Origin of the sequence: Cellvibrio sp. PSBB006, assembly GCF_002162135.1 — a bacterium.
Taxonomy (GTDB): Bacteria; Pseudomonadota; Gammaproteobacteria; order Pseudomonadales; family Cellvibrionaceae; genus Cellvibrio.
This window is the reverse complement of record NZ_CP021382.1, coordinates 4,197,861-4,216,956: the sequence shown is the minus strand read 5'-3', so window position 1 is coordinate 4,216,956 and position 19,096 is coordinate 4,197,861. Positions and strand designations below refer to the sequence as shown.

Genomic DNA, 19,096 nt, shown 5'->3' with positions numbered 1-19,096 from the left:
CGTCATTAGTCGCCGGAACCTTCAGGGTTAGTTTTTTACTAACCCTGAAGTATCTACCAAGCAGGTTGCACTCAAAAAAAACGAATAAAAATCGCGCAGATCAAAAGTCATTATTGAAGCGAAATTTCTCTAACTCTTTCGCCAGCATCTTTTGATAGATCGGAATACCAAACCAGGAATACAGTACCAGCCCAAGCCAACCGAAGGTAACCATGCTGCCGAGCGCCGGGTAACCCATATGGCTTAAAAACACAGAGCCAAGGTTAAATAATAAATAACCAAGAATTAATATCCACCCCGCACGCAAATGACTCATGCCGGACAGTGCGGAATTAAAGCGCCACCACAATCCCATTAACCAATTCTCACGCATCTTGATGTTGCACATCAGCAACAATGCATTTTCGTTATCCGGGTTATAGCGAATCACGTAGCCTGCATGATAGTGCGCTTCTCTGGTGTCTTTTGCTTTCAAGGCGAGTTCGCCAGCCAGCAGATGCGCAGACTCATCTTCCGGGCTGATGGCCAATGCTTGCTGCACATAATCCTGCGCCGCTGGCAGGTTGTTAGCTGCCAGATGATATTCTCCATAAGCTACCAGCGTTTCAACCGATTCCGGATCGAGTTGCAAGGCTTTATCCAACAAGGCCTGATGTGCTTTTTTATCACCCAGCGCGTTGTGAATGCGCGCGCACAACAGGATGGCAGAAAGATATTCAGGATTGATCTGTAAGGCCGTCAAGCACGCGGCGAGCGCTTTTTTGGGTTGGTTGCGATTAAGTAAAACCGCCGCCGAGACGTAATGCGAATACGCACTGGCCGGATCGAGACGCAAGGCTTCAGCAGATTCAATCTCTGCCGCATAAATTCTTTTTGCATCCATCAGGCACAAGGCAAGCGTCGCGTGATAGAGGGATTGATTGGGATCATTGCCCAATAATTCCCGCAGACCTTCGATAGCCAGTTTAATCTGGCCATGATGCAGATAGCGCAGAACCTGTTCGTAACGGTGTTGGTTGGAAACGTTTGTTATATCGGACATGACGTGAATCCCTGTTAATCCTGTTCGGTTTGCCAATATTTAAAGATCGCGTAAGACTGACTCTGCACGAAGATCGCCCAGTACAAAAAGAAGTAGCAAATACCGCGATAGATGATGGAAAAATAACGCGGCGCCTCTTCAACACCCGCAAAATATCCGGCACCCAATAACGACCCCAGACCGACGAGGTAACCGTATGCCAGTGCAGAACCCAATGCGAGGATGCCAACCTCTTTCCATAAGGTGCGCGAGCCGAGCAGGACGCTATTAACAATTAACCACAGCACCGCCCAATAGGGGTTAAGGAAAAATGCCACCAACAGGATAACGATCGGCGGCACAATTAAATAAGAAAGCGCTTTCGGTTTTGGTTCATCAACAATCTGGTACATAGTTTTCATTTTCCATGCTTCCGCAAAAAGGCCACAACGTCGTCATAGCGACCGCCATCGTTGGCGTAACGCGCATAATTACGCGCGGTGGTTAACCACTCCAGGGTCGTCGCACGGGATTCCGACAGTGCTTGCACCAAATGTTGCTGGTTAATATTTTTTTCTTCACCACTCGCCAGCGAATCATCAATCGCCTCATCGGCGGCCATATCAATAATATTGGCAAGGTCGGCTCCGGAATAACCGGAGGTCTTCGCGGCGATGGCTTCCAGGTTCAGATGATTATCGATCGGTCGATCTTTTAAATGGTGCTGGAGTATTTCAAGTCGCGCTTCTTTATCCGGCGGCGGAATAAAGAACATGCGATCAAAACGACCGGGGCGCAGGAAGGCGGGATCAATCGCCCAAGGCACGTTGGTGGATGCAAGGATCAACACTCCCTGGTTATTCTGCGAGAAGCCATCCAGCTCTGACAAAAATTGGCTTACCAGTTTCGCCGATGAATTGTCGCGGGCATGTTCGCGCTTACCGGCCAATGCTTCAATTTCGTCAAAAAATATTACCGACGGCGTTTGCTCGCGGGCTTTCTCGAAAATCGCGTGCAATTTGTTTTCTGATTCGCCGATATACATATCCAGCACATCAGAGATCGCTACATTGTAAAACTGGGCATTGCATTCGCCTGCCGTTGCGCGCGCGATCAACGTCTTGCCACAACCCGGCGGACCATACAGCAAAACGCCCCCACCGATTTTTTTGCGGAATTTCTGAAATAGCGACGGCTTTTGAAACGGCATGATGATACGTTTGTTAACCTGCTTCTTTACGTCTTCCAGACCCACCACATCGGCAAAATTGGTGGTTTTTTCACGGTAGGCAATGATCTCACTCAGGTCGTGAACCTTGGCTTTTTCAACAACCTTCAACAAGGGCCGTCGATCCTGTTGCTGCGCATTGAGATCCTGCTCCGCGTCCAATGCAAAATCCTGATTGAGTTCACGGGTTTCCAACTCAGGCTGTAACGCTAACGCCTGCAAATACAGGCTTTTCCCTTCGGCGGTACGCCCCTGCTTCAGACGCCAGCGAGCGAGCGTTATCAATTGCGCGGGGGATTCTCGGTCAATAAGGCTGGCCAGCCACTCATCGCCATCGGTTTGCGGTGCATGGGTAGCGAGCTCACGAATTTGCTCATCGTCAAGGGAATGCGCCAGCGCCTGTAGGTAAATCCCGGCTCCTGCAAGATCGTTTTTCCTGACCAATGTTTGCAGAAGAATAAAAGCCAGTTCTTTGGAGGGCGCCGCTTGATAGGCCTTTTTAAGGTTGTCGAGAGCACTTTCATCAAACATGAAGCTTGTCCTTATTCCATAAATGCACAAAAATTAAAAAAGCTTACTGAGTTAACGCGTATGCAGCATACCCGAAACGATCTGCATAATAGCAGTATTAATAGCTATGCCAGTAGCCGCTCGCTAGCCACACTAAAAAATTGCTTGAAAAAACGTGCAACGCTAGCGATAGTTAGCCTCCTTTACGCCTATCGCAGTGGATCGCGCACGCTATGCTGATTATCCCCATCGAAAATAAACCGGAATGGTCCAAACCGCCGGTTATTACTATCGCCCTTATCCTGCTGAATCTGCTGATCTTTCTGTTATACCAGGGCAACGACAATGCGATTGCCCAGGAAGCAGCGCGTATCTATCAGCAACATAAATTGCTGGAACGGGAACGGGAATATTTTCTCGATTACAGCAGAACCGCCTACCCCGAGTTGCAGGATGAGCTGGCCGAACTGAAGAGCGCTGCCGAGCGCGACGCTTACGTGATGCAAGGGATTTTCTTTGATCGTGGTTTTGATCATTACCTGCATGAAGGCTGGCGGGATTTTCGCATCACCATACCGGAAGAGCATGCAGATTGGCCGGAACATCGGCGGGCATTTGAAGAGCAGCGCAACCGTCTGAGCAGCATTGAAGGTGGTATGACGCCAGCGGAAGCCAAACCCTTTACGTTTATCTCCAGCCAATTTTTACACGGCGGCTGGGACCATTTGTTTGGTAATATGGTGTTCCTGTTTTTATTCGGCTTTACCTTGGAAACCGTGTTGCGACCCCATGTGTATTTGGGTATGTATCTCGCGTCCGGGTTAGCCGCTAATGTTTTACATCTTGCTTTTAATCATGATTCCTATGTTCCTGTGGTAGGCGCCTCCGGAGCTATCTCCGGGCTGATGGGCATGTACCTCGCGCTCTATCGCCTGCGTAAGATTCGTTTCTTCTATACGGTATTTGTTTACTTCGGCGAATTCCGCGCACCGGCGTTATTTATTCTGCCGCTGTGGTTGGCCAAAGAGTTGTACGGACACTTTTTTACCGAAACCAATATTGCCTATTGGGCGCATATCGGGGGTTTGTTGGCCGGAGCAGGCATGATGCTATTGGCCCGTAAAACCCAGCAGGAATTTTCGGAAGTGCAGGAAGAAAAAATTCAGGATGATGTCAACGAACAAAAACTAAAACGTATCCAGCAAGCTATGACCGCGCTGGATTTTCCCAAGGCAAAGATGCTGGCACGGCAAGCCTGCGAACAGCAACCTCTCGACCCGCGCCCCTGGCGGTTGCGCTACGACCTGGCGAAAAGTCAGCCGCAAAGTAAGGAATTCCATGAAACGGTATTTGCGGTGTTGAAACAGTTTGTTGCCAAAGAAACACCCTATGCCGCATGGAAAGCGATGATTGATGAGGTTCTGCAACAATATCGCCAACTCCACGCGCAAACACCGGCGTTAACCGGCAACATCTCGCTGGCGCTGGCTTATAAATACTGGCAAGCCAACGCAATCAAACCCGCCGAAACATTTTTGCTGCGCGCCCAACAGCAAGGTGTAAACAACCCGGCACTGACCAAACTGCTTCAGCAAATGGCTCAATACTACCAACGAAACCAGCAACTGGAAAAAGCCAAAACCTTCGCTGACATGACCCGTAGGTCGGATTAGCGCCAGCGTAATCCGACCTACAGAAGCACTCTACCTAACCTGGCAACGCCGTCTTATCAATCGATTCAAGAATCTGCAACAACTGCGCTTTCTGCGCAGCGTGGGGATACTTCTTCAACAAAAATTCCACCAGCGCTTTTGCCTTGGCATCATCGTTTAAATATTCATGAAAAATCTTCGCCACAATTAAATAGGCCGCGGGCAGATGCGGGTCTTCGCCTTTGGTTTTATGCAGGTTATGAAACAACCGCACCACCGCGCGGTGCTTACCCTGTTGCTGCAGCAAGCGCGCCAGATCCAATCCCAGCTTGGTACTTTCCAATTGAAAACCCGGCACACGGGTTTGTATATCCAGCACTATCGGCACAGCCTTGCTTAACATATTTTTCCGCTGCGTCAGCTCGATAAAAAATTGGGCGTGATTGGTTAAGGCATTATCGTCGTCCAGCAGCATCAATAATTTGTGATAGCTTTGGTGCAGCTCGATATCATCGCGCACCACATCCAGCGCTTTACGCAGACTGGTACGCGCGCGAATGTAATCGCCCTCTTTGATCAATACCGCCACTTCGCCCAGGGCTTTGGCTTTTTCAAATTCATCGGCTTCCATCGGCTCTTCATCCACTGCCGATTCAAAGCCCAATTCATGTTGGTATTCAAACAAGACATAACCCAACATGGTGTACAACACAAAGGTGAAGTACACACTGATCGCCACCAGCAGCGGCATTAACAAAATATCCGGCAAACTGCCGCTCAGCAATTCAAAACCGTAATAGGGCCCGGCAGAAATAATCTGCACGCAAAACCATAACAATAAATAGGGCCAACCCACAGCGGTCATCAATGACAATTGGGCGAGAGGATTCAAGGCGCGCCCAACCGACTTCTCCACCGCCAACAACATGGTGCTGGCGGGCATCGCCAACGTAATAAATCCGCCTACCAAAATCCCCACTAACTCTCCAACCTGATACGCCAGACCGACGATGACACCCATCAAAAACAGCACCGCCATCTGTTTTAAAAACAGGTGATCCTGATCGCTGCTCAACACTTCTCCCACACCCGGCGGGGTGGAGGCACCGCTGCCGCGCTGTTCGATGATGGCAAAGCTGTATTTGATCATCACCGCTAACCCGAAGAGCACCAGAAACAGCGTAAACAATCCACCCCCGAGTAACAGGCTGCCCAGCGCCAGTCCGACAATCACAATCAGGCTATTCATATGCAGCGGATAATGAAAAAAGTGCGGCAGCATTTGCCAAAAGGGCTTGGCGCCGGTGGCGCTACCAAGATAACGCAGTTCGGTGTTACACAGGATACAGCGCGGGCCTCTTCGCCCCCAGTGCGCACTGTGGCCGGCGGGAATGCAGCGCTCGCTGTATTGCGCATGGCAGTGGTTACACAGCCAACTCGCGGGCAGGTCGGGGAAATAATTACAGTACAGCTTTGCCATGAGGGCTCCTTGCTAGATGAAGGCAGGTCGGGAGATGGCTCATTCTGCCCCAATGATTGGTGCGACACCAGTGCAGCCATTCCAAACCTGCATCCGCCGGCATTGGCTGCTACACTGCACAAGTCGTTTTTTCAAAAAACGACTGAGAGAGCTGGAGCGCGATCCATGACGCACTCCTGATAACAAGCCGCCACAATATCAACCATCGATCGGGCCTCGCACCGCCGAGGCGGCAAAAAAACCAAAGGTACACATCCATGAAAAAACTCCCGTTGTTTCTGGCCGGGCTGCTTAGCCTCGCCGGTGTTTACGCTTGCACATCATCCTCCCCATCCGCTACCGATGCCGCCCAAGGTCAGCTCGACATGAGCGAGTACCGCGCGCGCTCCGCACACTGGAAGAAAGTGGATGACAAATTTATACAGGCCGAGTTGGCCGCGCAGGGATTAGAAGAACCCAAAACCCCGGCTTATACCAAAGAATTCGGTTTCGATCCGAAGCAATCCGTGGACTGGTTCAAGACAGCCGAAGGCCAACGCATTGCCGACATTCTGGTGTCCTTCCAGACGCCCTCTGGCGGTTGGTCCAAGCGCACCGATATGAGCCAGCAACCGCGTCAGCCCGGTGAAGCGTTTGGCGTTGAAGCGCATTACATTCCCACCTTTGATAACGCAGCCACCAGCACGCAACTGGATTTACTGGCCAAGGCTTACACTGCCACCGGAAAACCAACATATGCCGATGCGTTTTATAAAGGCATCAATTTGATACTGGATGCGCAATACCCTAACGGCGGCTGGCCACAAAATTATCCGCTGGTGGGCGGCTATCACGATCACATCACCTATAACGATGCCTTGATGCGCGACATCATGGTGTTATTGGACCATGTGAATAAGGGCGAAGGCGCCTTCGCGTTTGTGTCGCCTGACGTGAAGGAAAAAACCACGGCAGCGCTCGACAAGGCCATCGATTGCGTATTGAAAACACAGGTACGTCAAGGGGAAAAACTGAGCATCTGGGGCGCACAACACGATGCGGTAACTTTGGAGCCGGCCCAGGCCCGCGCTTATGAAATGGCTGCGCTGTCCACAGCGGAAAGCGTCGCCATGTTGGAATTTTTAATGGGAGTTGAAAACCCCTCGGCAGAATTGGTTAACGCTATTCATTCCGCTGCGGCCTGGTATAAAGCGAACGACATTATTGGCTACACCTGGAAGCGCGGCGACAAAGTGCTGACCGCCGATGCCAACGCCGAACCCATGTGGTCACGCTTTGTCGATCTCGAATCCAATCGCCCGGTTTTCGGTGATCGCGACGGGTCCGTGTATTACGACATCGGGCAGGTTTCGCAAGAGCGCCTCGACGGCTACGCCTGGTTTACCACCGCGCCCAACAAAGTGTTAAAGAAATACGCGAAGTGGGCAAAAAAGCACCCACAATAACCCAAACCACATTTCACTTGTAGGTCGGATTAGCCGCAAGGCGTAATCCGACAATACACTCGCAAGTACAGAAAATTTTCGCATGGAAAGGGCGTGGTGTCGGATTACGCCTTTGGCTAATCCGACCTACGTGTGCTGATGGTTTTGGCGGTGTCGTTGGCGTAGATTTGTAAAATTAATTCTGTGGTTAATCGCGCGGATTCTGCGCTGGCCAGTGGTTCACTGCCCGTACGTGCAGCCATTTCAAAATCCCGGATAATTGTTTCGTGTGCCGTTGTATCGGTAACAGCAGCGCTGGTTGCACCATCGTGCGCGTAACTGAATTGTGTATCGGCGGGATTACTGATACCGGTGATATCCCAAAAAGTAATGCGATCATCAGTCAGGGTAAAACTGCCTTTCTCACAATGCACCTCCAGGCGAGCAGCAAAGCCGGGCCGCGCGGCGGTAGACGCGATGATAGTCCCGATCATGCCGTTACTGTGCTGCAAGATCGCCGCACCGTGATCTTCCGCTTCCATCTCATGGGCAAAGCGCCCGAGTACGCTACTCACCTTCGCCGGTAAACCAAAAAACCAGGTGTAGATATCGATGTTATGACACGCCTGCTGCATAAACGGACCACCGCCATCCACTGCCCAGGTACCGCGATAAGCGCCGCTATCGTAATAAGCCTGATCGCGAAAAAATTTCGCCGATAAATCAGCCGCAAAGATTTTGCCGAACGCGTTTTGCGCGAGCAATTTTTTAATGGTTTGATTATCCGGGCTGGTACGTCGCTGGTAGCACACCGCTAATATCACACCGGCTGAGGCGCATGCGGCGATCATCTCGTCCATGGCTGCGCGGGAGATATCCAGAGGTTTTTCCGTCAGCACATGTTTGCCTAAAGCCGCCGCCTGCAATGCGCCTTGGTGATGCAAGCCGTTGGGCGTAGCAAGAATTACCGCATCAAATGCCTGATCCACGTCCGCCAGACTTTTCCATATCGGTAACCCAGGCGCCGTGCGTAAGGGTCGCTCCGAGCGGGAGACGGCGCCGATCAATTCGCTACCGGATAATTTTTGCAGCGCCGCCACATAGGTATTGCTGATATTACCCGTGCCCACAATGATGTATCGCATAAGGCTTCCTCTCCGCTTCTCGTCCGCTTATTCAATCTTGCCCGCGTTCTCACTGCTCCAGACTTTCATGGTCTGGACCGACAGCAATTTGCATTGGTCTTTTACCGCAACATAGGTGCGCATAAAACGGTAGCGAGAGGTGCGGAAGGTTTTGCCATCGGGATTGTATTTATCAACAGAACTCAGGCCGCTCAATACCACCGTGTCGGCCAAACCATGCAAGGTAATGTCGTGACTGTTGCGCGCTTTGGCAATGTCCTGCTCGGCTTTCAGACGCGTGAGCAGGCCGGATTTATTTTCGATATCCGCCTCCAGGTTATGCACCCACACAAAATCATCAGCCAGTAACGTATTCAGGAATTTGACATCACCGACGCGCACAGCTTCTTCATATTGCGCATCCAGAGCCTTCAAGCGAGACGGCTGCAAGCATTCGGCAGCCAACAGATTTGCAGAGGAAAACCAGCACAGCAAAATACACAGACGAAACAACATACTCTCACTCTCCACATGATCCGCACCCGTGTCTTTTAATAAACCAGTGTGCGGTTATTTTTGATGTGGCGTGATTATATGCTGGAATGGAAGTCGCGCGAAGTGAAGAGTTGTAGGAAAAAGCGAAGCGGCTATAACCGAAATATCGGCTATAGCCCACAATTAATCCAGTTTACGGCGTTTGCCAGTCACCATAGACAAGGGCAAATTTTCTTTCAGGCGATAGCTTTCAAACAAGGCCGCGAATACATGGATAATCACCAGAGCAAGCAGGCTGTTAGCGATCCACCCATGCAGCTCCTCAACCCAATCCTCACCCCAGAAATAATCTATCTCCTGCATCATATAACCGGTGATCCCCAAACTCAGGATACACAGCATCATGAGGATCATCACCAGCCCGCCAAGCGGCGAGTGGCCCATGCGGTGATAAGCTTCGCCGCGTACCAGAGCGCGAATATGAATTGAAAGACGCGCGGGCGTCGGAAAAAAATCCGCCCAACGCGCCGCACCGCGACCGAAAAATCCCCAGACAAATCGCACCACCAACCACGCGACCGCCGCATAGCCCAGCCACTGGTGCCAATCATCTCCCTCTTCATTAAAGAAATAATTGGCAAAAAAGATAAATACCAATGACCAGTGAAACAAACGGACCAAAGGGTCCCAGAGTTTTTCGGTTGCTGCGTTCATCAGTCTTCGATTTCCTCTTTAACTACCGCACCGGTTACCGGGTTGTAGTAAATCTCAACCTTTTGCTTGTCCTTATTCCAGCCGTAAATCTCGTAACAGTTACCTGAGGTAACCTTGAACTTCTTGATATCGTAACCTTGAGCCTTGAGATTCTCCTGGAATTGATCCTTATCCTGCCACTCCGCCTTATCGGCAGTCGTACACTCAGGACCAGCAAACGCCACAGGACTCAGGGCAATCAAAGCAGTTAACAGCAACTTACGCATAAAAACCTCCATTAAAGTTAATACATTATTGTTGACCGAGGAGTGATTAAAAATTAATCGCGGGGAATATACAAGGTGGGGAGGGTTAAGAAAATTAAATGGTGCGCATTTTGATGATTCTTGCACATTCAGTGTTGTTCGTATTTTTACTGATAATAAGCGGCATCATCAATCCCGAGGGCTGACAAGGGTTAGCCGCCCAGGTATAGTCCATCGCCATACCTGCCCGTAAACCCTGAATTTCTCAAGAGAAAGACAAATGGATATTGAACTCACCACAACGCCATCGCCCGAAGATGACGCCGCGCTACTGAAGAGACTGATAGATTACAACAACGCGCAAAATCCTGAGCTACAAAAAGAACCCAGCACCAAACTGTTTTTATTTGTGCGCAATACCACAAAAGAGATCATCGGCGGCCTGCGCGCTTCCGGTTACTGGAATACGCTGCATGTTGAAATAGTATGGTTGGATGAGACGCACCGAAAACAGGGGATAGGGACAGAACTCATGAAGAAAGCAGAAGCCTTTGCAATTGAAAAGCGCTACAGCAACATCTTTTTGGACACCACCAGCTGGCAAGCCAAAGGCTTTTATGAAAAGCTGGGTTACGAGCTTATGGCGACTATCCCTGACAGGCCCAAGGGGTGTGCGACTTATTATTTTAGTAAAAGGCTTTAAATCTCGTTTAAAAGATTCAGAAGAGCGGCAAGAATCGGACTATGTGAAGCAGATTTAACTTTTAGATTTATTGTGCGGTAAAGTAAATCCTTATAAAAGTCACTCAATGGATGATGATATGAACTCTATGTCTCGCGCTCATAGACAGGATCTGAAAACCTGCAAGACTGAAACAATTTCCAATTGCGGCCTAACCGTAGCCCAACTTGAAAATTTGGTTGGCAAACCCGCAGGCATCACGAAACCAGATACAGCCAACCCTGCCTTTAAGAATAAGGTGGTTTTTTCGAACGGCAAATTGACGATAAGCCTAGCCTACATTCTCACTGGCAATATCTACCGAGCAGAGATTGGACTAAAAAATATTAAAGAGGTCTACGCAAAGACTGGCATAACAATTAACTTCTCTCCGAATGCTTCAAAATTTGATATCAGAATTCATGGCGCCACGCTGGCAGAAATAGTCCAAGGCTTGAAGCTATGCTCATGTGAGGCGGGACTATACATAGGCGGCTGGGCACCAGCGCCAACACATTACAAATGGGGCAATGCCTTACTGCTCGGTTCCACACCACCTCGGAGCACTTGGAAACTAACCGATGCACATGAATTTGGGCATAAACTGGGACTAAAACATCGTTCAGATTTAGGAATTATGGATTACCCACCAAAGCCAGGAAAGAGGGATCGGCGCAAGTTTACTGCCAGTGATCGCCAGCGGATTATCGATCTGTACAAATAGGTATCCATGCAATCTCTGGTTATAGGAATATATATGAACGCAATACCGCGCACAGCAATTTTCATTGCACTACTCACAGCCTGCTCGACAACCACAGTAAAAGAGCCTGACACCTCGCCATGGGATGCTTTTGGTTATCGCGGCATGGCAGGGGAAGTAAATCGTCTGGCGGGCGAAGGATCATTAAATTGCGGCATACATAACCATCTTGATGTGAACGACCCAGTCAATAATCACATGACCATCGCGGATTCCCGAGCCTGCATTAAAAGTGCTATCGGCACTCAAACTCCCTTCAGATACGGATCTGTTCGTATACCGGTAGATTCCTATTTATTTGACGCATTGGTTTTAACTGCCTCAGGCGAATACTGGAGCATCAAATATGACTCCATGCTGGATGGATCAGATGCTCAACGTTTTGTCGAGCGTTGTGACGACGTAAAAATTGATTACAAATCACTGCAGTATGAGGGGATTGGTTGCGAGATTATTAAAGAGGATGAGTGGCAAGATGCCGTAAAAAACATATGAATAAGTAAGGTTATCAGAAATACCGCACCCTTTATTTAGGCGTTTTTTGAAATACACACGGGAGTAGTTACATGAAGAACACAGGGAAGATATTAATGATTTTGATGGGGTTTTCGGGCCTGCTATTTTTATTTTGGGCCGGTTCCGATCTGGTTATCGAAAGGCGGCACGGAGGCGATATTTATTTCGGTGAAAATCCCACCGCGTTTATTTTTTGGTTTATAGGCCCAGGATTGGTTTCCCTCGGTGTTATCGTGTTGGGATTGTGGGGCATGCTTAATAACAATAAAGCTTCAGCCCATGCCAAACATATCAACGATATAGAAAAGAAACTCCTTAACGAAATCGCACTGTCGAACCAAGCGCTGGAATCCATGGAGAAGGAACTGCTCAAAGCCAAGCCTTCAAGCAAAAGCTCCTCCCCGAGAGAAGTCCCCACAACAACAAAAAGCCCCTGACCATCCAACGGACAATCAGGGGCTTTTGCGGGATTCTGGTCGGAGCGAGAGGATTCGAACCCCTTTTGATCATGCCACATTAGTCCGCTATGCTTCCCAAAGGCCCAAATTACGGGCCTCTATATCACCTTCCTTGCCTCATTGATCCACTATTGGCCGCATTGATTTCGACATATTTTCGACATTTTTGCCTTTTCCTCCTCCGGGACAATTAACTCCTCGCTATTAATAGGACATTTCAGTCCATTGGATTTCTGGCGTCTTGCTGATTCCGCATCTATACTTTGACGCCATGGGCTATGCTCTAATGATATTTAACTATGGTTAAAGCCCCTGTTTAAGGCTTATAAGTTTATCGTGTTAACTATGGCTTTCGATCGAAATTAAAGGATTGCAAATGGCAGATAAGAAAATTAAATGCGTTGCCGACTTAATTAAAAATCTTAATGTCGATAAGGTTCAAAATGGAGGGGCTGTTTGGTATCGGGGTCATGCCGACTCCTCCTGGAAGCTTGAATCAGCTTATGAACGCTTGAAAAAACCTCCCAAAGAGACATCATTAGTTAATGAGTTTCGGCAAAATGCTAATTATCTCTTAGATAAACATACCCCTAAGACTGATTTTGACTGGTTAATTTTAATGCAGCATTATGGCGTTCCTACCAGACTTTTAGACTGGTCCGAAAGTCCATTGGTAGCATTGTATTTTGCTGTAGATCCAGGTGAGGCCAAATTAAATAGGAAGAAGGAAGGGGCGCTTTGGGTTCTTGACCCTGGAAAACTCAATACCAATACGAATGTTAAACGGGACTCATATATTCCTGCTTTTGAAGAAGGTGATTATATGAGTGACTTCGAAACAATAAAATTTGATATGCAAAATAGTGCTGGATTGATGCCTATTGCAGCAATAGCAACTAGAAATAACCCGAGGATACAGGCCCAACTCGGTGCTTTCACGATTAGCAGAAGTAAAACGCCAATCGAGGAGGTCGGAGACAGGTCTCATGTGCGCAAATATATTATTCCTGCAGACTCTAAATCCGTGATTGCAGAAGAATTAAAGCTTCTTGGGCTGGGAAGGTTTCAAATATTTCCGGAGCTTGCGAGCATTGGTCAAAAAATCAGAGGGAGTTATAGATGAGTCATTTTGAGGTCAATCATCTTACATACGGCAACTCGGTATATTCTAGTTATACAATTAGAGACGAAATAGATGTCGCTCCCGAGTACCAGAGAAATGGGGATGTATGGAGTTTATCTAAAAAGCAGTTGTTAATGGATTCCCTTATCAATAGATATGATCTTCCGAAAATATACTTTCATAAACTGAGAAATGATGCTGAGGGTCGTGACTACGCCATCATTGATGGAAGGCAAAGATTAGAAGCAATTTGGCAATTTATAGATGGTGATTACTCTCTTGGCGAGGATATTGACTATCTTAAGGATAAATCAATTGACCTCCGGGGGATGACCTACAATGATTTAGCAAAAAATCATCCTAAAATTAAGAATCAATTTGATGGAACTTTGCTACCAATAATGGTTGTGGACACAGATGACTTAGACCTTATTGAAGATATGTTTAGTCGACTCAATGAGGCTGTGCCACTTAATGCTGCAGAAAAGCGTAATGCGATTAGGGGTCATTGTATAGAAGCGGTTACTAAGCTATCTAAGCAGAACCTATTCACGAAGAAGGTTAGATTTTCCAACAGAAGATATCAACATAGAGAAGCCGCTATAAAACTATTGTATCTGGAACATTGCTTATCTACGGATGGAAAAATCATCGACATTAAAAAGGTTTATTTAGATGGTTTTGCTAAGAAATTTAAAAAATCAAATAGATCTCATATAGAAACTATTCTGCATTCGGTAGGTGGCATCACCAAATATTTAGCCTCCATATTTACAGATAAAGATAAGCTTTTGACAGCACAGGCGTCGTTGCCAGTTTATTTTTTAGTGGCTAGGCATCAGCTTCATTCTGATGGCCAGATAACCTTAACAAGAAAGCAGATTGAAGATTTTCAAGATAGAAGACGCGACAATAGGATTGTGGCTGAAGATAGCATTGAGAGCGCTGAGTTTGAGCTGCTTGAATATGATCGTATGTCTCAGCAGGGCACCAATGATGCAAGCTCTCTTAAGGAGAGAACCAGAATCATGTTAGATTACATTTGATCAAATGTAAGAGTTTTTAGTTGTGGGCAGATAATCGCTATTTGGGCTTTTCTTTTTAAGCTTATTCAAGTTGAGCCGCGCAAAGCGCACGGCTCTTCCCTTTTTTTTTATTCTTCCAGTTCGCCTCGCACTATTTCCACATCATCAGGTGCGGTGATTCCGATTTTTACCTGATTATCATGAATTCTGGTTACCATAATTTCTATATCGCCATCGCTGGTATAGATGTTTATGGTTTCCTGTTCGCGCCTGCCTAGTACTAGCATTTTAAGCTCCTTCTTTGGTTGGTATTTTAGAACACTGTAAATTTATCCGGCCCTTCATTCGCCCTCTTCAACATGCCTAAAAGTCAAATTAATTCGAGGCCCGCACTTGACATTCTCTTTATTAATTCCGTGAACCCAATTTTTTTGGGTATCCCCTTTCATTAGCAGCAAGCTTCCTGATGAAAGTTTTAATGAAATATTTTTTATCTTTTTATTCTTCTTGCTCTTGAAGATAAAAGTTCTAATTTCTCCGTAGCTAACAGATGCAATTACTGGTGCATTTCCTAACTCCTTTTCATCATCACTATGAAATCCTATGCTATCTTTCTCGCTTCTATAATAATTAAGAAGCACGCTATTGAATTCGTAATTGCATAGCTTTTCGACATGAAGTTTTATTTCCTTAAGAAGCTCTGTCCAAGGATTAGGGTTTAGTTTTATTCCAGAGTAAGAATAGTTTTTTTTATCATCGTCGCCGTACCAAGCTATCAGCCGAGGTTGCTTGTGTCTTTTTCCATATAAGAATATTTCTTCATCTTTCCATTTGGTTTCGTCAATCAGCCTTCGCATTACTACATCATCCGGAATATCGAAACCCATATTTTGCATATAAAAAACTTCAGCATCCGGAATGTTTAGCCTATCAAATTTCTTAGGGGTTGAGAAAAGGTCCATATTTTTATAGCTTTCTAATTGCACGGATGGATAGCTTTCCTTTTAACTTTGCATTTTGATTAAATTTTTCTTTGTATTTTTTTAGTATATCCACTTGTTCGCTTAACCTAGGGGTGAACCAATCGTTGGTGCGCTCGAAGATTACTTCAAACTCACTCTCATCATACAGAGAGTCGAATTTCTCATTGAAATAGTCGCTTCCATTATCTATATATATAAATAATGATCCGGATTTTGCATCATTTAATATGCTTTTAATTGATGTGTTAACGACATCGCCGAGCCCTTGAACTTCAGAGTAAAAATAACTCATGATAAATAAATCCGCGTTCAAAAATTTTCTTACATATTTCCAGGTTGTTGTATTAGTTATATCTAAATTTTGGAAAACGAAATTTACATCAAAGCCTTCTATTTGTTGTCTTATATCAGTCCAGGTATCGCTCCATGCCTGCTCTTTATCTAATAGATGAAACAATATTTCCCCTACCCTCTCTTCTTCACTTTCCTCTAAATATTTTAGAACGCCTATTATTTCAGATCCGGGACCTCCTCCGATACATGCGACGGAGACCCTTTCTTTGTTGAATATAGGCCCACGCAATAGGCTATTAACTCTTTCCATCACCTGCACCAAATAATCTCCATGAGTTGCCACATATTTGTATACGTAAGCAAATCTTGTTACAGGACTGCTGTAGTCTATTGGGGCTCTAGATGAGTCCGCCAATTCTCTATAGGAATTTGAAAGATAATTTAATTGATTAATTATCTCTTCATCTAGTTTTTCTCCAAGCTCCTTTTCCCCTTGTTTATATAGATCGGTCAATACTCCATTAACAATTTCAAATAAAGTCATTTTTTCATTCTCCTTTTAATATTACGTTAATTTTCCTGTCTCTAAGATTCTATCAGCGATAATTTTTTATCCTCTGAATTTTGTATTTACCATGATTTCTCTATCCGACCATTCAAACATTCCTGAACATCATTATCAATAACGTTATTCGGCTTGATGCAGTCTTTTAAGGGGATTGTTTGGCGAGGGCTTGCATCGAATTTTTCGCGTTGCAATTGTTCTATCTTTTTGTCGTAAGAGCTTGGTATTTGTTTCCCACCTATTTTTATATCTTTTAATAACCAATCCGCTTTTTTGCGATTGAGCAAAATAATTTGCTGTTCCGCCGTCAGATCTAAATCTGTATCTTCTAGCGTGATTACAGGCGGTATTGCATCGGGGTTTGTTTTGGCTTTTTCCAATTCTTCCGCCTGGCTATTGCAGGTTGCCGTCAAGCATAGAATTCCTGCGATTATTATTTTCTTTCTCATTGTTCTTCCTTCCATTTTTTCCAAGCCTTAAATCAGGCTTCCTTTAATACACCTAAGTCCGGCTGATTAGCTACTGCCGGTTTGAAAGTTTCTTCTGTGGGCTTCCAGAATCTACTTCGTATTGCTTCTACTGTTGGAAGTGGTTTTGCTGGCCAGCGGATTACTTCTATTCCTGCTGATTTCAAAGCTTTGTCTTTTTTCTTATCTTGTTCGATTCGGTCCGCTCTTTGGTGGGTTTTATCATCTACTTCTATGACGGCTATCGTGTTCATGCTTTTATCCGTTACGACAAAATCCGCACTCATTCTGTTAATGCGATTAAACCATTGCTTAAAATCATGGCCTTTTCTGACGCGGACTAATTGGGAAAGCTGGACCTGGGAGAAGATACAATAATCTGGTAAGGCTTCGCGAAGGCGAAAATACATAACTTGTTCTGGGTGACTCATCAGCCTTTGCTTTTCGAAAGGCCATTCTTCGTCGGGGTTATATTTAAACCGTCTTTTTCCGCCATTCTTAATAGCGCCTGCAAACACAATCAAAATGGTGACGAAAAATATTACGTATATTAAGTCCATCATGCTTCCTTCCTCGACGTTCAGGCAACCTTGCTTGGTAACATCATGCGTTACATAGCCTCGCAAAACCCAATAACTATAGTTAAGCGCCACCCAAAGATCAAAAAGATAGCCCCTTTAAAAAAGGCCCAAAAGCAAAAAGCCCCTGACCATCCAACGGACAATCAAGGGCTTATTGGCGGGATTCTGGTCGGAGCGAGAGGATTCGAACCTCCGACCCCCTCGTCCCGAACGAGGTGCGCTACCGGACTGCGCTACGCTCCGACATTGGCCTTGCAGGGCCAGCGCGAAATTATAATGATCGCGGCTGCGCTGTAAATGCTTTGGGCATAAATATTTCGGGCATAAAAAAACCGGCGCTATTAGAAGCGCCGGAGAAGACCATACTAGAGTACAAATAAAGGGAGTTCCAACTGGCTTAGATCACTCCAACCGGTGCGACTACGCATCGCTGGATGCAACCACCAGTTACTCTAAGTATTGTTGGGCGGGGGCATTACGCCAGTTTTTAGGGCGTCATGTTTAAATTGATTGGCAATAAGCAAGATGGGGTGATGAGGTTCGGCTATATATTGATCACTTCTGTGCCGTTCGCCACGTTTTTGGCGTGATCTTACGCAGCTTTGCCCATGATGGCGCAATCTCCATTTCTGCAAAATCAGCGTTAACGCGATGACAAAAAAACCGTTTCGCCGATAAGGGCTTCCAGGCGGGAGGCTGTGCGGGAACGGAGGACGTAGTCGTCGAGCATCTTGCGCAATTTGCCGAGCTTGATGCGTGCGGTGCGGAATTCGATGGTGATGGGCTCGTAATCGAGGTGATGATCCTGCACGCTGAGCTTGGCCAGCTCTGATAGTTCGCCGTGGATGGCACTGATGATGTCGTAGAAAAAATCTTTGTTTTCGATGGTGGCGGATTCCCAGTAGGCTTCATCCAGCCCGACCAACAACTCCTCCAGAACCTTGACTGCTTCGGCAATACTACTGTGGCTCATACCAATACCTGCGGGTGCGATGGGGTTTCTGGTTTGAGTATAGACTACACTAGCACGCCTTTTAGTAAGCCTTCCTATCATGCCGCTTGATCAACTCCTGTTATTTATCACCGTGACACTGTTTGTTTCCGCCAGCCCCGGTCCGGTGATGTTGTCGTGCCTGGCCAATGGTGGCCAATATGGCGTGCGCAAATCGCTTTACGGAATGGCTGGTGCGAGCGTGGGCAACTTGTTGTTGATGTTGCTTTCGGTGTTAGGGCTTGGCCTGGTGCTGAGTCGGGCCGACTGGCTGTTCGACCTGATCAAATGGATCGGTGCGGCGTATCTGGCGTTTCTGGGTTGGCAATTGTTTGTGAAGCCGGTATCTGTATCCACCGATCCGAACACACGCTTTACTACGTCAGCCTGGGTATTGTTTGTCCAATCGGTCGGCATCGCCGCGAGCAACCCCAAAGGTGTTATTTATTTCGGTGCGCTGTTTCCGCAATTTATTGCGCCCGACCGCCCTCTGGTGCCGCAATTTGCGTTGCTTACCGTCATCTTCTTGCTGATGGATCTGGTGTGGATGCTGGCCTATGCCGTTGGCGGCCGTGAGATTCTGCGTTGGCTGAAGACGCCGCGCCATCACCGCTGGTTCAACCGGTTATCCGGCAGCGCTCTGATTGTGGCGGGCGTGTTCTTACTTCTGGTCGACAACCAACATTAATCGGCCTGTGGGCATCCGAACGGACAAG

General features: G+C 46.9%; 23 protein-coding genes and 1 tRNA gene. 9 read left to right on the top strand and 15 right to left on the bottom strand.

The window, feature by feature from the left end:
* Positions 1 to 100: 100 nt before the first annotated feature.
* Genes CBR65_RS17505 through CBR65_RS17495 form a run of 3 tightly spaced genes read right to left on the bottom strand, consistent with a single transcriptional unit; the run spans position 101 to position 2,780 of the window.
* Positions 101 to 1,042, bottom strand: coding sequence for a lipopolysaccharide assembly protein LapB (locus CBR65_RS17505; RefSeq protein WP_087468050.1), 942 nt, complete (start codon positions 1,040 to 1,042; stop codon positions 101 to 103).
* 14 nt (positions 1,043 to 1,056) lie between these two features.
* Complete coding sequence (locus CBR65_RS17500; RefSeq protein ID WP_087468049.1) at positions 1,057 to 1,443, bottom strand: hypothetical protein; 387 nt, start codon at positions 1,441 to 1,443, stop codon at positions 1,057 to 1,059.
* Positions 1,440 to 2,780 carry a 26S protease regulatory subunit gene (locus CBR65_RS17495; RefSeq protein WP_087468048.1) on the bottom strand — a complete coding sequence of 447 codons (1,341 nt, stop codon included), beginning with the start codon at positions 2,778 to 2,780 and terminating at the stop codon, positions 1,440 to 1,442. The genes CBR65_RS17500 and CBR65_RS17495 overlap by 4 nt, the downstream gene beginning before the upstream one ends.
* A 212-nt stretch (positions 2,781 to 2,992) precedes the next feature.
* On the opposite strand from CBR65_RS17495, the gene CBR65_RS17490 reads away from it, so the two are divergent.
* Entirely contained in the window at positions 2,993 to 4,432 is a 1,440-nt protein-coding gene (locus tag CBR65_RS17490) for a rhomboid family intramembrane serine protease (protein ID WP_087468047.1), read from the top strand.
* Positions 4,433 to 4,466: 34 nt separating this feature from the next.
* On the opposite strand, the gene CBR65_RS17485 is transcribed toward CBR65_RS17490, so the two are convergent.
* On the bottom strand, positions 4,467 to 5,891 hold the full coding sequence (locus CBR65_RS17485; protein ID WP_087468046.1) for a hypothetical protein: 1,425 nt from the start codon (positions 5,889 to 5,891) through the stop codon (positions 4,467 to 4,469).
* 257 nt (positions 5,892 to 6,148) lie between these two features.
* On the opposite strand from CBR65_RS17485, the gene pelA reads away from it, so the two are divergent.
* Entirely contained in the window at positions 6,149 to 7,336 is a 1,188-nt protein-coding gene (gene pelA, locus CBR65_RS17480; RefSeq protein WP_087468045.1) for a pectate lyase, read from the top strand.
* A 116-nt stretch (positions 7,337 to 7,452) separates the two neighbouring features.
* Here pelA and CBR65_RS17475 read toward each other — a convergent pair whose 3' ends face one another.
* From CBR65_RS17475 to CBR65_RS17460, 4 genes are all read right to left on the bottom strand, one after another.
* Positions 7,453 to 8,460 carry a Gfo/Idh/MocA family protein gene (locus CBR65_RS17475; RefSeq protein WP_087468044.1) on the bottom strand — a complete coding sequence of 336 codons (1,008 nt, stop codon included), beginning with the start codon at positions 8,458 to 8,460 and terminating at the stop codon, positions 7,453 to 7,455.
* A 27-nt stretch (positions 8,461 to 8,487) separates the two neighbouring features.
* On the bottom strand, positions 8,488 to 8,955 hold the full coding sequence (locus tag CBR65_RS17470) for a nuclear transport factor 2 family protein (RefSeq protein WP_087468043.1): 468 nt from the start codon (positions 8,953 to 8,955) through the stop codon (positions 8,488 to 8,490).
* A 162-nt stretch (positions 8,956 to 9,117) separates the two neighbouring features.
* Complete coding sequence (locus CBR65_RS17465) at positions 9,118 to 9,648, bottom strand: cytochrome b/b6 domain-containing protein (protein ID WP_087468042.1); 531 nt, start codon at positions 9,646 to 9,648, stop codon at positions 9,118 to 9,120.
* On the bottom strand, positions 9,648 to 9,914 hold the full coding sequence (locus CBR65_RS17460) for a PepSY domain-containing protein (protein WP_087468041.1): 267 nt from the start codon (positions 9,912 to 9,914) through the stop codon (positions 9,648 to 9,650). The genes CBR65_RS17465 and CBR65_RS17460 overlap by 1 nt, the downstream gene beginning before the upstream one ends.
* 259 nt (positions 9,915 to 10,173) lie before the next feature.
* Between CBR65_RS17460 and CBR65_RS17455 the strand changes: the two genes are divergently transcribed.
* The 6 genes from CBR65_RS17455 (at position 10,174) to CBR65_RS17430 (ending at position 14,520) form a co-directional block, all read left to right on the top strand.
* Entirely contained in the window at positions 10,174 to 10,596 is a 423-nt protein-coding gene (locus CBR65_RS17455) for a GNAT family N-acetyltransferase (RefSeq protein ID WP_087468040.1), read from the top strand.
* Between the two features lie 118 nt (positions 10,597 to 10,714).
* Entirely contained in the window at positions 10,715 to 11,338 is a 624-nt protein-coding gene (locus tag CBR65_RS17450) for a hypothetical protein (RefSeq protein ID WP_087468039.1), read from the top strand.
* A gap of 33 nt (positions 11,339 to 11,371) precedes the next feature.
* On the top strand, positions 11,372 to 11,872 hold the full coding sequence (locus CBR65_RS17445) for a hypothetical protein (RefSeq protein ID WP_087468038.1): 501 nt from the start codon (positions 11,372 to 11,374) through the stop codon (positions 11,870 to 11,872).
* Positions 11,873 to 11,943: 71 nt separating this feature from the next.
* Positions 11,944 to 12,330, top strand: a complete 387-nt coding sequence (locus tag CBR65_RS17440) for a hypothetical protein (RefSeq protein WP_087468037.1) — start codon at positions 11,944 to 11,946, stop codon at positions 12,328 to 12,330.
* Positions 12,331 to 12,727: 397 nt separating this feature from the next.
* On the top strand, positions 12,728 to 13,474 hold the full coding sequence (locus CBR65_RS17435) for an FRG domain-containing protein (RefSeq protein WP_087468036.1): 747 nt from the start codon (positions 12,728 to 12,730) through the stop codon (positions 13,472 to 13,474).
* Positions 13,471 to 14,520: a DUF262 domain-containing protein gene (locus CBR65_RS17430; RefSeq protein ID WP_087468035.1), complete on the top strand. Its 1,050-nt coding sequence runs from the start codon at positions 13,471 to 13,473 to the stop codon at positions 14,518 to 14,520. Before CBR65_RS17435 ends, CBR65_RS17430 begins: the two co-directional genes overlap by 4 nt.
* Positions 14,521 to 14,627: 107 nt before the next feature.
* Here the strand turns inward: CBR65_RS17430 and CBR65_RS17425 are convergent, their stop codons facing one another.
* From CBR65_RS17425 to CBR65_RS17395, 7 genes are all read right to left on the bottom strand, one after another.
* A complete protein-coding gene (locus tag CBR65_RS17425) occupies positions 14,628 to 14,786 on the bottom strand; it encodes a carbon storage regulator (RefSeq protein ID WP_087468034.1) in 159 nt (52 codons plus the stop codon).
* 54 nt (positions 14,787 to 14,840) lie between these two features.
* Entirely contained in the window at positions 14,841 to 15,485 is a 645-nt protein-coding gene (locus CBR65_RS17420) for an alpha-ketoglutarate-dependent dioxygenase AlkB (RefSeq protein WP_198300779.1), read from the bottom strand.
* On the bottom strand, positions 15,466 to 16,320 hold the full coding sequence (locus CBR65_RS17415) for a hypothetical protein (protein ID WP_087468033.1): 855 nt from the start codon (positions 16,318 to 16,320) through the stop codon (positions 15,466 to 15,468). Before CBR65_RS17415 ends, CBR65_RS17420 begins: the two co-directional genes overlap by 20 nt.
* An 86-nt stretch (positions 16,321 to 16,406) precedes the next feature.
* The gene (locus tag CBR65_RS17410; RefSeq protein ID WP_087468032.1) at positions 16,407 to 16,790 is read right to left on the bottom strand and encodes a hypothetical protein; all 384 of its coding nucleotides are present in this window, start codon (positions 16,788 to 16,790) and stop codon (positions 16,407 to 16,409) included.
* Between the two features lie 32 nt (positions 16,791 to 16,822).
* Entirely contained in the window at positions 16,823 to 17,371 is a 549-nt protein-coding gene (locus tag CBR65_RS17405; RefSeq protein ID WP_157672133.1) for a DUF2726 domain-containing protein, read from the bottom strand.
* Positions 17,372 to 17,555: 184 nt separating this feature from the next.
* Positions 17,556 to 17,632: transfer RNA gene (locus CBR65_RS17400), tRNA-Pro, on the bottom strand.
* 400 nt (positions 17,633 to 18,032) lie between these two features.
* On the bottom strand, positions 18,033 to 18,362 hold the full coding sequence (locus tag CBR65_RS17395; RefSeq protein ID WP_087468031.1) for a hypothetical protein: 330 nt from the start codon (positions 18,360 to 18,362) through the stop codon (positions 18,033 to 18,035).
* Between the two features lie 79 nt (positions 18,363 to 18,441).
* Here CBR65_RS17395 and CBR65_RS17390 point away from each other — a divergent pair, with 79 nt between their 5' ends.
* Positions 18,442 to 19,068, top strand: a complete 627-nt coding sequence (locus CBR65_RS17390) for a LysE family translocator (RefSeq protein ID WP_087468030.1) — start codon at positions 18,442 to 18,444, stop codon at positions 19,066 to 19,068.
* The last annotated feature ends 28 nt before the right edge of the window (positions 19,069 to 19,096 follow it).